Source organism: Cupriavidus campinensis (genome assembly GCF_905397395.1).
GTDB lineage: Bacteria > Pseudomonadota > Gammaproteobacteria > Burkholderiales > Burkholderiaceae > Cupriavidus > Cupriavidus campinensis.
The window spans coordinates 36381-50613 of sequence record NZ_CAJPVH010000022.1 but is presented as its reverse complement, the minus strand read 5'-3'; the positions used below and the strand labels follow the sequence as shown (position 1 = coordinate 50613).

Here is a 14233-nt window from a genome sequence, read left to right as displayed (position 1 = left end):
CAGCTATGACCCAGACGCTCACCATCACCCGCCCGGACGACTGGCACCTGCACCTGCGCGATGGCGCGGCGCTGGCCGCCGTACTGCCGGACACCGCGCGCCAGTTCGGCCGCGCCATCATCATGCCGAACCTGAAGCCGCCCGTGACCACGGTGGAGCAGGCCGCCGCCTACCGGGCGCGCATCCTGGCCGCGCTGCCGTCCGGCATGGCGTTCGAGCCGCTGATGACGCTGTACCTGACCGACAACACGCCGGCCGAGGAAATCGTCGCCGCCAAGGCGAGCGGCTTCGTCCACGCGGTGAAGCTGTATCCGGCCGGTGCCACCACCAACAGCGATGCCGGCGTGACCGACATCCGCCGCTGTGCCGCCACGCTGGAGGCCATGCAGCGCGCCGGCCTGCCGCTGCTGGTGCACGGCGAAGTGACCGATGGCGACATCGATATCTTCGACCGCGAAGCCGTGTTCATCGACCGCGTGATGCGGCCGCTGCGCAAGGACTTCCCGGAGCTGAAGGTGGTTTTCGAGCACATCACCACCAAGGACGCGGCCGAGTACGTGGCCGAGGCCGAAGGCCCGGTTGGCGCGACGATCACCGCGCACCACCTGCTGTACAACCGCAACGCGATCTTCACCGGCGGCATCCGCCCGCATTACTACTGCCTGCCGGTGCTCAAGCGCGAGACCCACCGCGAGGCGCTGGTCAAGGCGGCCACGTCGGGCAGCGCGCGGTTCTTCCTCGGCACGGACAGCGCGCCGCATGCACGCGGTCTGAAGGAACACGCCTGCGGCTGCGCGGGCTGCTACACGGCACTGCATGCGATGGAGCTGTACGCCGAAGCGTTCGATGCCGCCGGCGCGCTCGACAAGCTGGAAGGCTTCGCCAGCTTCCACGGTCCGGCGTTCTACGGCCTGCCGCGCAACACCGGCACGCTTACGCTCTCGCGCGAAGACTGGGAATTGCCGGCTGAACTGCCGTACGGCGACACCACCTTGGTGCCGCTGCGCGCCGGCGAGACCTTGCGCTGGAAGGCGCAATAAGCGACTTGCCTGGCATCGACTGGACGCGGCCGTGGTTCCGGCCATTCGCCGCGTCCGGGGTCGCGCTTTCCGCCGCCGATCTGCGCGCGGCGCTCGACGAACAAGCCGTAGCTGCCGGGCTGGCGAACGCCAACGGCCAGCCGCTGCGCTTCGTCCCCCAGTCTGATCTTCCCGATGGGGTGGCCTATGAGGCGCATATCCACGCCACTGGCCACGTCCCCACGCGTGAGAACCTCCACGACGCGTTCAACGCGCTGATCTGGCTCCATTTCCCCGCGACCAAGGCCGTGCTGAACCGGCTCCAGGCCGAGGCCATCACGCGTGACGGCGTGCGGCCCGTACGTGGCGGCCTGCGCGATGCCGCAACGCTATTCGACGAGAACGCGGTAATTTTCCTGACCGAGGACGCCCGGCTGGCCCAGGCGCTGCAAGGGTTTGCCTGGCGCACGCTGTTCGTGGAGGCGCGCGCCGCGTGGGGCAGCGCGTGCGCGGTCATCCCGTTCGGCCACGCCTTGCTGGAAAAGCTGGTGCAGCCTTACAAGGCGATCACGGCCCACGCGTGGTGGCTGCCGGTGCCGCCCGGCACGCCACTGCCGGTCATCGACCAGACCCTGGCCGCGTCGCTCGCCGAGGCAGCCGGGCAGGGCACGCTGCGCGGTGGCCGCTGCTTCGCGCCGCTGCCGGTGCTGGGCATTCCTGGCTGGTGTGATGAGAACGAGGCGCCGTCGTTCTACGACGATACGGCCGTGTTCCGCCCCGGCCGCCAGATCCGCTGAGTTCGGTGGTAGACTGCGGGCCGCAAAGCAGGCCAGACAATCGCTGCTTGTCTCGCAAGGGGCAAGGGGAGGAAAGTCCGGACTCCACAGGGCAGGGTGTTGGCTAACAGCCATCCACGGCAACGTGCGGAATAGGGCCACAGAGACGAGTCTTGCCGCCGGGTTCGCCTGGCGGGAAGGGTGAAACGCGGTAACCTCCACCCGGAGCAATCCCAAATAGGCAGACGATGAAGCGGCCCGCTGAGTCTGCGGGTAGGGAGCTGGAGCCGGCCGGTAACGGTCGGCCTAGAGGAATGGTTGTCACGCGCAGCGCGCCGCAAGGCGGGCCGCGCGCACAGAATCCGGCTTATCGGCCTGCTTTGCTCTACCTTCCTGACGTCAGGGCGTTCAGCCCTCGACGATTTCCATCGTGTGCGTGATCTCGGCGGTCTTGGCCAGCATGATCGAGGCCGAGCAGTACTTGTCGTGCGACAGCGTGATCGCACGCTCCACCGTGGCCGGGTTCAGGTTGCGGCCCGTCACCGTGAAGTGGAAGTTGATGCGCGTGAAGACCTTCGGGTCCTCGCCGGCGCGCTCGGCGTCGAGCTTCACCGTGCAGCCGCGCACGTCCTGGCGGCCGCGCTTGAGGATCAGCACCACGTCATAGGCCGTGCAGCCGCCGGTGCCGAGCAGCACCATCTCCATGGGGCGCGGCGCCAGGTTGTTGCCGCCGCCATCGGGCGCGCCGTCCATCGCCACGATATGGCCGCTGCCGGTCTGGGCCACGAAGCTCATGCCTTCCGGGCCCATCCATGTCACTTTGCATTCCATTTTGTTCGTTCCTGGTTTTACGAGTGTGTTTTCGCGCTCACGTCCGCGCAATCACGAATCTTGCATTTCGTGAGTATATGGCATCGGCGCGCCGTGCCCGGGGCAAGGGATTTCCCTCGGGAATCTGAGGAAATGCTCTACTGTGGCGCCGATGACTCAACATCACATCGACGCTAAGTCATTGATTTTTCAAAAAGGCAAACATCTGTAAGCGCCTATTAAGGCATTGCGTAATATGCAATGCGATTTCGCAGTGCAAATTTTCTTGCGTTGCGGCAGCCGCTATGTATAATCCATTTCATTGAACGACGGCGCATCTGGCGCGCCAGAGTGCGAAAGCGAAAGCCCTCCGCACCGCCCGCCGCCCCGTCAATCTACCGGTGTCTCCTCCACCCTCCTCCTTTGGTGGATTCAAACCCAAGTCCAAACCGACTTGGGTTTTTTTTCATCCTCATTTCGTCCCCGGCTTCCATGTGATGCAGGGGGCTTGACGAAAAGCCACGACTTTGCTTGTGCGCCATCGCATTCCCCGAGTATAATCGCAGGCTTTTCCGGTCATTGCCCCCGGAAAAAGAGTCAGGGAGAGCCTGCAAACACAAGCAGGAAGGTCAGGTCCCAAGGGCCGGCCGATCGACAGGACGCTAAAACGGCGACCGTCACCTCGGGCAGTATTCAATAGTCAGGAAAAATCATGAAGACCTTTTCCGCCAAGCCTCATGAGGTAAAGCGCGACTGGTACGTGATTGACGCGACGGACAAGGTCCTCGGCCGTGTTGCCAGCGAAGTGGCACGCCGACTGCGCGGCAAGCACAAGCCGGAATTCACTCCGCACGTCGACACGGGCGATTACATCGTCATCGTCAACGCAGCCAAGCTGCGTGTCACGGGTACCAAGGAAACGGACAAGAAGTACTATCGCCATTCGGGTTACCCGGGCGGTATCTACGAAACGACGTTCGGCAAGATGCAGCAGCGTTTCCCGGGCCGTGCCCTGGAAAAGGCTGTCAAGGGCATGCTGCCGAAGGGTCCGCTGGGCTATGCAATGATCAAGAAGCTGAAGGTTTACGCCGAAGCTGATCATCCGCATGAGGCACAGCAACCCAAGACGCTCGACATCTAAGGAGGCCAATCCATGATCGGTAACTGGAATTACGGTACTGGCCGCCGCAAGAGCGCTGTGGCTCGTGTCTTCATCAAGTCGGGCAAGGGTGAAATCGTCGTCAACGGCAAGCCCATCAACGAGTATTTCGCTCGCGAAACCTCGCTGATGATCGTGCGTCAGCCGCTGGAACTGACCACCCACGCCGAAACGTTCGACATCAAGGTCAACGTGACCGGCGGTGGCGAAACGGGCCAGGCCGGCGCAGTGCGCCACGGCATCACCCGCGCCCTGATCGACTACGACGCCACGCTGAAGCCGACGCTGTCGAAGGCCGGTTTCGTCACGCGCGATGCACGTGAAGTGGAACGTAAGAAGGTCGGTCTGCACAAGGCACGTCGCCGGAAGCAGTTCTCGAAGCGCTGATGCGCATTCGCAGGTCCGCTCACGCGGATCTGTCGAATCCGGAAAAGCCGCACGCTCTGTCGTGCGGTTTTTTTTCGTCTGCGTCGTGGTGAAATCATCACTTTTTTGGTGAAGGTGTCTCAGATGTCATACATTGAGCCGCACAATGGCGGCTCGGAGATACAATCACGGGCCTGTGAATGAGAGGACGAACGATGGTGCCATGGGCCTGAAATACCGCCCGCTGCGACCGCGCCGGGGATTGCGCGCTTCGCGGGCCGTGATTCGTGTGCATCGGCCCTGGCGTGTGTGGATCTGGGCGCTGCTGCTGGCTATCGGGTTGGGGCTGGCCGTGGCATGGGCCATCGATGCGAGCCGTGGTGTGCGCCAACCAGCCGCGCCGGCGGATGCGACCCTTGTAGCGGCCAATGCCGCGCTGCATGAGCAACTGGCCGAAGTGACGGCCGAGCGCGACCGCCTGCGTACCAGTGCGAACACGCCGGAGGCCCGGCTGGAGATGGCCCGCGCCGAGCGCGAGCGCCTGGTGCAGCAACTGAAGTCGGCGGAAGCCGAGGTGAGCCAGCTCAAGGAAGATCTCGGCTTCTTCGAGGCGCTGCTGCCGGCCACCGGCGATACGTCCGGCATCCACGTGCGCAGTTTCCGCGTGGTCATCGACGAGGCACAGCCCCAGTCTGTGCACTATCGCCTGCTCGTGATGCAGGGCGGCTCCAAGGCGTTTGTCGAGCAGCCCGAATTCAGGGGTGATTTACAGTTCACAATTTCAGCGGTCCGGGCTGGGCAGCCGTTAACCCTGACACTGCCGAATCCGAAGGAGGTGCCGCTGCCGGCGGTGCGCCTCACGCATTACCAGCGTATCGAGGGCGACCTGGCGATTCCCAAGGGCGCCGAGGTACGTGCCGTATCGGTCCGTATCGTGCAGAACGGACAGGTCCGCGCGGCGCAGTCGGCAACGCCGTAGGACCCGAACAAGGAGAGGGATCATGTTGTTTTCGAAGAAGAAAGGCCTGTCGATCGACACCTTGATCGGCCAGGACGCCACCATCGAGGGCGATGTCACGTTCGCGGGCGGTCTGCGCCTGGATGGCCGCGTACGCGGCAACGTGCTGGCATCGGACGCGCAGCGCAGCATGCTCGTCATCAGCGAGAAGGGCGCGGTCGAGGGCGAAGTGCGCGTCGGGCACCTGATCCTCAACGGCACCGTGACCGGCCCGGTGAGCGCCAGCGAACTGCTCGAACTCCAGCCCCATGCGCGCGTCTACGGCGAAGTGCATTATGCGGCGCTGGAAATGCATCAGGGCGCCATCGTCGAAGGTCGCCTCGTGCCGATCGGGCAGGGCGAAGTGCGCGCACTGCCGAACCATGTGCCGGCCGCCGAGGTCAATCAAGAGACGCCGATGGAATCGAACACGTCCGAAGCCGAGGCTGGCGAGGTGTCGTCCAGCGTCACGCCCGAGAACGCGGGCGCCACGGCCTGATCTTTTGCCGATGGATGTGACGTGAGCGCCCAGAAGCCCTTGAAATTTAACGGGTTCGGCACGATTTCGAAGTAGCGCTTAGAATACGGCGTATCTAAACAGGAGAATCCCCATGAACGCAGTCGCTGAGGCACCCGTAACCGAGGACGTGCCGGCACCGTTCGTCTTTACCGACAGCGCCGCCGACAAGGTCAAGCAGTTGATCGAGGAAGAGGGCAATGCCGAGCTGAAGCTGCGCGTGTTCGTGCAGGGCGGCGGCTGCTCTGGCTTCCAGTACGGCTTCACGTTTGACGAAGACGTCAACGAAGACGACACCACGATGGTCAAGAACGGTGTGACGCTGCTGATCGACTCGATGAGCTACCAGTACCTGGTGGGCGCCGAGATCGACTACAAGGAAGACATCAACGGCGCGCAGTTCGTGATCAAGAACCCGAATGCCTCGACCACTTGCGGTTGCGGCTCGTCGTTCTCGGTCTGAACCCGGTTACGGTCGATAAAAAAGCGCACTTCGGTGCGCTTTTTTGTTGTCTGCGATTTTGGGAAATCCGCGCGCGAATCTAACGCGGATAGATCGCCCCGAGCACGCGCGGGCCGGCCGCGCCGGTGACCGTGGGCACGTTGCCGGGTGCGCGCCGCACGCATTGCCGCGCCAGCCAGGCGAAGGCGAGTGCCTCCACCTCCAGCACCGGCACGCCGAAATCATCGGTCGTCTCCACCGCCACGCCCGGCAGCAGCCGCGCGAGTTCGGCCATCACATAGCCATTGCGGGCGCCGCCCCCGCAGACGATGAGCCGGCGCGCATCGGCGGCGTGCGTCTGCACGTCACGCGCGATGGCGGTGGCCGTCAGCGTCGCCAGCGTGGCCTGCACGTCGGCGGCGGGCGGCTGGCGGTTGCCGCGCGTGGCCAGCAGCGTCTGCAGCCAGCCCGGGTGGAACAGGTCGCGCCCGGTGCTCTTGGGCGGCGGCGCGCCGAAATACGGTTCGGTCAGGCATTGCGCCAGCAGCGCTGCATCCACCGTGCCGCTGGCGGCCCAGGCGCCGTTGTCGTCGTAGGGCAGGCCGCGATGGCGGTGTATCCAGTCGTCGAGCAGCGCGTTGCCGGGGCCGCAGTCGAACCCGGTGACTGGGCGCCCGCTGGCCGTTGCCGGCAGGATGCTGATGTTGGAGATGCCGCCGATATTGCAGACCACGCGGGTCTCGTCTGGCGCGCCGAACAGCGCCGCGTGCACGGCGGGCACGAGGGGCGCGCCCTGGCCGCCGGCGGCCACGTCGCGGCTGCGGAAGTCGGCAACCACGGCGATGCCGGTCAGCTCGGCCAGCAGCGCCGGATGCTGGCTCTGCCGCGTGTAGCCCGTGCCGTCATAGAGGCCGGGGCGATGGCGGATGGTCTGGCCGTGCGCGCCGATGGCCGCGATCGATGCCGGGCGGGCATCGGCGAGCCGCAGCAGCGTTGCCACGCATTCGGCATAGACGCCGGCGAGCGCGTTGGCGGCCAGCGCCTCACGATGGATCTCGTCGTCGCCCGGTTGCTGCAAGGCGCCGAACGCCTCGCGCAATGGCTGGGGGAAGGGCGTGTGCGCCGCCGCCAGCACGACCGGGTGCGCGCCGGAAAAATCGACGAGCACGCCGTCCGCGCCATCCATGCTGGTGCCCGACATCAGGCCGATAAATCGCTCGCTGCTTGCCGGGGGCACGGACATGGTCAGTTGCTGGCGGTCAGGACGTTGTAGGTGCGCAGCATGTTGATGCGGCTCAACATCGCGCTGGTATAGGTCAGGAACTGCGTGCGCGACTTGCCGGTCAGCGCCGGCGCTTCCATCAGGGTGATGGTCAGCGGGTTCTGCGGCACGTCGTTGAAGCGGAACTCGTAGTGCAGGTGCGGCCCGGTGGCCCAGCCGGTGGCGCCGACATAGCCGATCACCTGCCCCTGGCTCACGTGCTGGCCCTGGCGCAGCCCGGCAAAGCCGGACAGGTGGGCGTAGTACGTGGAGTAGCCGCCCGCGTGCTGAAGCACCACGATATTGCCGTAGCCGTTCTGCTGGCCGACGAAGTCCACGGTGGCGTCGCCGGTGGCGATGACCTTGGTACCCTGCGGCGCGGCGAAGTCGACGCCCTTGTGCTGCGCCCACTGGTGGTGGAGCGGATGGTCACGCCCGCCGAAACCGGACGACACGCGCGAGAACTCCACCGGCGAGCGCAGGAACGGCCGCTTCATGCTGCGCCCGTCGAACGTGTAGTAGGCGCCGGCTGCGCTGTCTTCCGGCGCGTACCAGAGCGCCTGGTGCAATGTGTTGCGATTGATCAGCTCGATGGCCACCACGCGGCCGTTGCGCACGAAGGCGCCGTCGCGGAAACCGGCCTCGTAGACGATACGGAAGCGGTCGCCCTTGGCGATGTCGTGGTGGAAGTCGATCACGCCCGAGAAGATCGAGATCATCTGCTGGACGATCTCGTCCGGCACGTTGGCGCCGTCCATTGCCTTGAAGAAGCCGCCGGCCTCGATCGCCCCGGAGGCCATCTCGTAGTGCACGTCGTTGTCCACGGACTGGACGCGCGCCTTGTAGGTGTAGTCGCCGCCCTCGGCCTTCGGCGCCACGCGCTCGATCACGAGTTCGCGCGAGGCGGCGGCGTCGCCGCCCAGGTTGGCCTGCAGCGACACCAGCAGGTTGCGGTCGTCGATCTCGGCCTGCACGGCCTGGCCGGCGTCGAGGTTGAGCAGCCCGCGCGCGGTGGCGTTCTTGAGGATGAACGCCTGGGCGTCCGGGTCTTCCACGCCCAGCCGGCGCAGCAGCGTGGCCAGGGTGTCGCCGCGCTGCATGCGGTCTTCGCGCACGTAGCGGTTCTCGGTGTCGCTCTCGGTGAGTTGCTCGAGCTGGGTGCGCAGGTCGGGCAGGCGAATGGCCTCCCGCACCTTCGGCGCCTGGGGGTCGTCATAGGCATTGCGCGGGGCGACGCCCATCGCGGCAGCCATGCCGAGCGTGAAAACGGTGCCGACAGCAACGGTGAGTTGCTTGCGGCGCCGGGCATGCTGGGGGTTGGTCGGGTCGACAAGCACCACCAGCTCGCGCGCGAAAACTTCGCGGAGACTGGACCACATCACGTAAAATTCAACCTTGATTCCGGGCTCCGCTGCCGCGACGATGTGTCTTCGTCTGCCTTCCTCCCCCGAGGTTGCGGCGCGGGCCAATGTTTGTCAGCCGCCTACAATGGCGGTTGCCGCCGGGCTGCCCCGGCAGGCACAAAGCGCGGATTATACCAGAACGACTCCGGCTGTCCGTCGGCGATTCCTTAATTATTTCAACGACTTATCTCATGTCTGAAGTGACCCCGGCCGCCGCGGCCAAATATCCACTTACGCCGTCGGTGATGCATGCCCTGGAGATCACCAAGCGTGGCTGCGACGAGCTGTTGATCGAAGCCGAGTGGCTCCAGAAGCTCGCCCGCAGCGAGGCCACCGGGGTGCCGCTCCGTATCAAGCTGGGCCTGGACCCCACCGCGCCTGACATCCACCTGGGTCATACCGTGGTGCTGAACAAGCTGCGCCAGCTCCAGGACCTTGGCCACCAGGTGATCTTCCTGATTGGCGATTTCACCTCCACGATCGGCGATCCGTCGGGCCGTAATGCCACCCGGCCGCCGCTTACCCGGGAGCAGATCGAGGCCAACGCCCAGACCTACTACCGCCAGGCCAGCCTGGTGCTCGACCCCGCCCGGACCGAGATCCGCTACAACAGCGAGTGGAGCGACCCGCTCGGCGCGCGCGGCATGATCCAGCTGGCGGCCAAGTACACCGTGGCCCGGATGATGGAGCGCGACGACTTCACCAAACGGTTCCGGTCTGGGATTCCGATTTCGGTCCATGAGTTCCTTTATCCGCTCATGCAGGGCTACGATTCCGTGGCGCTCAAGGCCGATATCGAGCTGGGCGGCACCGACCAGAAGTTCAACCTGCTGGTGGGCCGGGAGCTGCAGAAGGAATATGGCCAGGAGCCGCAGTGCATCCTGACCATGCCGCTGCTGGTGGGGCTGGACGGCGTCGAGAAGATGTCGAAGTCGAAAAACAACTACATCGGCGTGACCGAGGCTCCGAACGACATGTTCGGCAAGCTGATGAGCATCTCGGACGACCTGATGTGGCAGTACTTCACGCTGCTGTCGTTCCGGCCGATGAGCGAGATCGACCTGATGAAGCAGGAGATCTCGCTGGGCCGCAACCCGCGCGACTGCAAGGTGATGCTGGCGCAGGAGATCGTCACGCGCTTCCACAGCGCGGCCGATGCCGACAAGGCGCTCGAGGACTTCAATCACCGCGCGCGCGGTGGCGTGCCGGACGACATTCCGGCGGTGACGCTGGAAGGCGCGCCGCTGGGCATCGCCCAACTGCTGAAGCAGGCCAGCCTGGTGCCGTCCACCTCGGAGGCCAACCGCAATATCGAGCAGGGCGGGGTCAAGATCGACGGCTCCGTGGTGAGCGACAAGGCCACCAAGGTGGCCGCCGGCACCTATGTGGTCCAGGTGGGCAAGCGCCGCTTCGCGCGCGTGACCCTGGCGTAAGGCGCGATGATCGCCCTGATCCAGCGTGTGGCGCAGGCCCGCGTGACCGTGGCGGGCCGCATCACCGGCGAAATCGGCGCCGGGCTGCTGGCGCTGGTCTGTGCCGAGCGCGGCGACACCGAGGCCCAGGCCGAACGCCTGCTGGCCAAGCTGCTCGCCTACCGCGTGTTTTCAGACGCCGAGGGCAAGATGAACCTGCCAGTGCAGAACATGGACGGGCAGGGCAAGGCGGGCGGGCTGCTGGTGGTGTCGCAGTTCACGCTCGCCGCCGATACCAACAGCGGCACGCGGCCAAGCTTCACGCCGGCGGCGTCGCCCGAGACGGGACGGCGATTGTATGAACATTTTGTGGCCTGCGCGCGCGCCGCGCATCCGTCGGTCGAAACCGGCGAGTTCGGCGCGATGATGCAGGTCAGCCTCGTCAATGACGGCCCTGTGACGTTCTGGCTGCGTGTGCCGCCGGCCGGCACGGCGTGACACATCCCAAGGAGATCCTCATGAAACTCTGGAGCAAGGCATTTGCCGACAACGCGCCCATTCCGGGCGAGTTTGCGTTCTGCGTGCCCGATGCCGCCAATCATGTGGCGCTGTCGAGCAACCGCAATCCGGACCTGCATTGGGACGGGGCCCCCGCCGAGACGCGTTCGTTCGTGCTGGTCTGCCATGATCCCGATGTGCCGACCGTGGGCGACGACGTGAACCAGCCCGACCGCGAAGTGCCGGCGTCGCTGCCGCGCGCGGACTTCTTCCACTGGGTGCTGGTGGACATGCCGCCGGGCCTGAACACGATCTCGGCCGGCACGCACAGCGACGGCGTGATCGCACGCGGCAAGCCGGGCCCGGACACGCTGGTCGGCACGGCCGTGGCCGGCGGCCTGCGCCATGGCACCAACGACTACACGGCCTGGTTCTCCGGCGACGAGGACATGAAGGGCCACTACTTCGGCTACGACGGTCCCTGCCCGCCGTGGAACGACGCGCTCGTGCACCGCTACGTGTTCACCGTCTACGCGCTCGATATCGAACGCCTGCCGGTGGAAGGCCATTTCACCGGCGCCGACGTGCGCCAGGCCATCCAGGGCCACGTGCTGGCCGAAGCCTCGCTGACCGGCACCTACACGCTCAATCCGAAACTGATCCGGTAATCATCCGCGCGCCGGGCGCAGACCCCGCGCGCAACCGTCGCCCCCAAGGAACCGGCATGTCGCAAAGCACCGGGCCGCAGTCGCTGGCCTACACCCACCTGATCGTGATCCGCCATGGCGAGACGGCCTGGAACCGCGCGCGGCGGCTGCAGGGCCAGCTCGATATCCCGCTGAACGAGGTGGGCCGCGCCCAGGCTGCCGCGCTGGCCGAGGCGCTGGCCGGCGAGCCGATCGACGCGATCTATTCGAGCGACCTGGGCCGCGCCATGGAAACCGCCACGCCGCTGGCCGAGACGCTCGGCCTGCCGGTGCGCCCCGACAACCGCCTGCGCGAGCGCTGCTACGGCGACCTGGAAGGCATGACCTATGCCGAAGTGGCCGAGCAGCGCCCCGAGGACTTCGCGCGCTGGCAGGCCCGCGTGCCGGACTACGCGCCGCCCGAGGGCGAATCGCTGCTGGAATTCCACGAACGCGCGGTCGAGGCCGCGCTGGCGCTGGCGCGCCGGCATCCGGGCGAGCGCATCGCGCTGGTGGCGCACGGCGGCGTGCTCGACTGCCTGTATCGCGAGGCCACCGGCATGACGCTCGAGGCGCCGCGCCAGCACGAGCTGCTGAACGCCAGCGTCAACCGCCTGCGCAGCGACAGCGCGCACCTGACCCTGCTGCAATGGGGCGATGTGAGCCACCTGGAGGCGCTGGCGCTCGACGAAGTCGACAAGCGCGTGCCCTGATCGCGCTTCCGGGGGCCCGCCCCCGGGGCCTCAGACCTTGAGCCGGAACGGCGTGAAGTTCGTGTGCCGGTCGAACCAGTCCTCGTTCTCGGCCCGCTTCAGGAACCCCACCACCTTGTAGGTGACCGGCGTCATCACCACTTCCCAGGCCGTCTTCAGCACGTACTGCGCCACGGCCACCTGGATGACCTTCTCCAGCGGCCAGATGCCGTAGAAGGCAATCACGTAGAACAGCGACGAATCGACCAGCTCCCCGGCCAGCGTGGATCCGATGGTGCGCGTCCACAGCCAGCGCCCGCCGCTCCACAGCTTCATCTTGGCCAGCACGTAGCTGTTGGTGAAGCTGCCGCAGCAGAACGCGATCAGCGACCCCAGCGCGATCCGCCACGTGTTGCCGAACACATCCTCCAGGCTCTTCTGGTAATCCGCCATGAACGGCGCCACCGGCATCTTCAGCACCACCAGGCTCATGAACGTGGCGAAGGCCAGCGCGGTGAAGCCGGCCCAGACCACGCGGCGGTCGCGGCCATAGCCGTAGACCTCGGTGAGCACGTCGCCAAAGATGTAGGAAATCGGGAAGAACAGCACGCCGGCGCCGAAGGTGACCGGGCCGATCCACGGCAGCGTGACCTGCGCCGCCTTGGCTGCGCCGATCAGGTTGGAGCAGAGCAGCACCGTGACGAAGGCCACCATGACGAAGTCGTAGTAGCGGTAGACGCGCCCGGTATGCGCGGCATCGACGGCAGGGAGGGGCGTGGCGTGAGACTCTGGCATGGGCGGGGAGCTTCCGGTGCGGGGTTCGCGCGATTATGCCAGCGCGGCGCCACACGTGTCGGCAAGCCGCCTGCGCCGGGCCCGCAAAAGAAAACTCCCGGCCGGAGCCGGGAGCCAACACACCCTGGAGGATGGAAAACCAGTCGATCAGAGCGACAGCTTGCTGATCTTGGAGCCATCGAGCGAGGCATCGAACATCAGCCCCGCGTTGGTCTGCACGAAGCCGATCACCGGCTGCTGGGCCGTGACGGTATCCAGCTTGCCGTTTGCGCCGATCTTGGCCAGCGCCACGCTGCCGTCCACGCCGGCCGTCCAGCCGCTGGACTGCACGAACTTGTTGTAGGCCTCGGGCGTCATGAACATCATGATCACCGCCTTCGACTGGCCGCCGGCGGTGAAGCCGAACGAAGCCGAAATCGTGCGGTAGTAGCCCACTGTGGCGCCTTTCGTGCGCAGCGCGCCGTCGCCATACTCGCCGGCCACGACCAGCCCGCCGCCGATCACGCGCGGGAACACCAGAATGCCCTGGGAGCGGTTGGCCAGCTCGCGCGAGCCGTCCACCGAGGCGTAGAGCCGGTTCAGCGCGCCGTCCACGCCGGCGTCGATTTCCTGTCTCTTGGCCGCGGCGTCCTCTGGCGTCTTGGGGCCCGTGGTGGTGCAGCCCGCGGCAAATGCCGTGGCCACGAGCAGGCCGGATCCGGTCACCCGCGTCACGAAATGGCGTCGATTCATATGCAACCTCCTGATGGGGAAAAGTACTGCATTCGACTCTTTCCGGTGGTTCGGACCGGATTTCAGCCGGCGTTAGGCGACTTCACGGTAATGGCGACAACCTCCCGCACAACGATCTTCGCCATCTGTCCCTGCTTGATCTTGGTGAGGTCGATGTTCGGGTCGCGGACCTTGACCGTGCGCAGCGTCTCGCGCGGGCCACGGAACGTCACGGTGCGATTGGCGGTATCGATCTTGGTGATCTGCGCCGTGATGGTGGTGGTGATCTCGCGCATCACGCCGGGCTTGCCGCCCTCCGGCGCGCGCGAGGTACGCTCCACCTGCTCCATCAGCGCGGTGTCCTTGCTGTCGAGCGGCTCCAGCGCCGCCACCACGGCCGCCGCGCGGGTCAGCGTGACGATGTCGCCCTTGCGCACGTTGCCAATGTTCTTGGCCTCGTCGCCGCCCACGATCTCGACGATATTGCCCTTCGGCCCCTGCACGAGCACCGCCTTCGAGTTGGCATCGATATCGACGACCTTGCCGCTGATAACGGCTTCCTCGGCGATGCCGACCGGCGCAGGCGTCTTCTGCGCATGCGCGGCGCCAGCGGCCAGGAGCAGGCTGGCAAGCATGGCAAGGGTCGGGATGGGTCGCTGGATCATGGCTCTGTGTCCTTTCTGGCGCAG

Annotated in this window: 17 protein-coding genes and 1 other RNA gene; 12 read left to right on the top strand and 6 right to left on the bottom strand. The window is 66.0% G+C overall.

All coding sequences use genetic code 11. From position 1 onward, the window contains the following. Positions 1–5: 5 nt before the first annotated feature. From pyrC to rnpB, 3 genes are all read left to right on the top strand, one after another. The gene (pyrC, locus tag KHO18_RS14535) at positions 6–1040 is read left to right on the top strand and encodes a dihydroorotase (protein WP_144197207.1); all 1035 of its coding nucleotides are present in this window, start codon (positions 6–8) and stop codon (positions 1038–1040) included. Between the two features lie 5 nt (positions 1041–1045). Further along, entirely contained in the window at positions 1046–1816 is a 771-nt protein-coding gene (locus tag KHO18_RS14530) for a DUF3025 domain-containing protein (protein WP_377731482.1), read from the top strand. Between the two features lie 24 nt (positions 1817–1840). Beyond that, positions 1841–2181: RNase P RNA component class A (gene rnpB, locus KHO18_RS14525), an RNA gene on the top strand. A 22-nt stretch (positions 2182–2203) separates the two neighbouring features. Here the strand turns inward: rnpB and KHO18_RS14520 are convergent. Then, positions 2204–2626 carry an OsmC family protein gene (locus tag KHO18_RS14520; RefSeq protein ID WP_144197209.1) on the bottom strand — a complete coding sequence of 141 codons (423 nt, stop codon included), beginning with the start codon at positions 2624–2626 and terminating at the stop codon, positions 2204–2206. 691 nt (positions 2627–3317) lie between these two features. On the opposite strand from KHO18_RS14520, the gene rplM reads away from it, so the two are divergent. The 5 genes from rplM to erpA all read left to right on the top strand — a co-directional run bounded on the left by rplM (position 3318) and on the right by erpA (position 6107). Continuing rightward, positions 3318–3746, top strand: coding sequence for a 50S ribosomal protein L13 (rplM, locus tag KHO18_RS14515; RefSeq protein WP_092291883.1), 429 nt, complete (start codon positions 3318–3320; stop codon positions 3744–3746). 12 nt (positions 3747–3758) lie between these two features. Then, entirely contained in the window at positions 3759–4151 is a 393-nt protein-coding gene (gene rpsI / locus KHO18_RS14510; protein ID WP_092291885.1) for a 30S ribosomal protein S9, read from the top strand. 268 nt (positions 4152–4419) lie between these two features. Next, the gene (locus KHO18_RS14505) at positions 4420–5109 is read left to right on the top strand and encodes a DUF6776 family protein (RefSeq protein ID WP_244844807.1); all 690 of its coding nucleotides are present in this window, start codon (positions 4420–4422) and stop codon (positions 5107–5109) included. Between the two features lie 22 nt (positions 5110–5131). Continuing rightward, entirely contained in the window at positions 5132–5626 is a 495-nt protein-coding gene (locus KHO18_RS14500) for a bactofilin family protein (protein WP_144197211.1), read from the top strand. A gap of 112 nt (positions 5627–5738) precedes the next feature. Continuing rightward, entirely contained in the window at positions 5739–6107 is a 369-nt protein-coding gene (erpA, locus tag KHO18_RS14495) for an iron-sulfur cluster insertion protein ErpA (RefSeq protein WP_092135946.1), read from the top strand. Between the two features lie 79 nt (positions 6108–6186). On the opposite strand, the gene KHO18_RS14490 is transcribed toward erpA, so the two are convergent. Together KHO18_RS14490 and KHO18_RS14485 are read right to left on the bottom strand one after the other, a co-directional pair. After that, positions 6187–7329, bottom strand: coding sequence for an anhydro-N-acetylmuramic acid kinase (locus KHO18_RS14490; RefSeq protein ID WP_211943426.1), 1143 nt, complete (start codon positions 7327–7329; stop codon positions 6187–6189). Positions 7330–7331: 2 nt separating this feature from the next. Then, positions 7332–8726 carry a M23 family metallopeptidase gene (locus tag KHO18_RS14485; RefSeq protein ID WP_144197213.1) on the bottom strand — a complete coding sequence of 465 codons (1395 nt, stop codon included), beginning with the start codon at positions 8724–8726 and terminating at the stop codon, positions 7332–7334. 215 nt (positions 8727–8941) lie between these two features. Between KHO18_RS14485 and tyrS the strand changes: the two genes are divergently transcribed. From tyrS to KHO18_RS14465, 4 genes are read left to right on the top strand one after another with little or no spacing between them, the layout of a single operon-like run. Beyond that, a complete protein-coding gene (tyrS, locus tag KHO18_RS14480; RefSeq protein ID WP_144197214.1) occupies positions 8942–10183 on the top strand; it encodes a tyrosine--tRNA ligase in 1242 nt (413 codons plus the stop codon). A 6-nt stretch (positions 10184–10189) separates the two neighbouring features. Further along, entirely contained in the window at positions 10190–10660 is a 471-nt protein-coding gene (gene dtd / locus KHO18_RS14475) for a D-aminoacyl-tRNA deacylase (protein WP_144197215.1), read from the top strand. A 20-nt stretch (positions 10661–10680) separates the two neighbouring features. After that, positions 10681–11328 carry a YbhB/YbcL family Raf kinase inhibitor-like protein gene (locus KHO18_RS14470; protein ID WP_144197216.1) on the top strand — a complete coding sequence of 216 codons (648 nt, stop codon included), beginning with the start codon at positions 10681–10683 and terminating at the stop codon, positions 11326–11328. 56 nt (positions 11329–11384) lie between these two features. Next, positions 11385–12059, top strand: coding sequence for a histidine phosphatase family protein (locus tag KHO18_RS14465; protein WP_211943425.1), 675 nt, complete (start codon positions 11385–11387; stop codon positions 12057–12059). 30 nt (positions 12060–12089) lie between these two features. On the opposite strand, the gene KHO18_RS14460 is transcribed toward KHO18_RS14465, so the two are convergent. The 3 genes from KHO18_RS14460 to KHO18_RS14450 form a co-directional block, all read right to left on the bottom strand. Further along, positions 12090–12833, bottom strand: coding sequence for a queuosine precursor transporter (locus KHO18_RS14460; protein ID WP_144197218.1), 744 nt, complete (start codon positions 12831–12833; stop codon positions 12090–12092). A gap of 147 nt (positions 12834–12980) precedes the next feature. Then, positions 12981–13565 carry a BPSL1445 family SYLF domain-containing lipoprotein gene (locus KHO18_RS14455; protein ID WP_144197219.1) on the bottom strand — a complete coding sequence of 195 codons (585 nt, stop codon included), beginning with the start codon at positions 13563–13565 and terminating at the stop codon, positions 12981–12983. 62 nt (positions 13566–13627) lie between these two features. Beyond that, entirely contained in the window at positions 13628–14209 is a 582-nt protein-coding gene (locus tag KHO18_RS14450; protein ID WP_144197220.1) for a hypothetical protein, read from the bottom strand. Positions 14210–14233 lie beyond the last annotated feature (24 nt).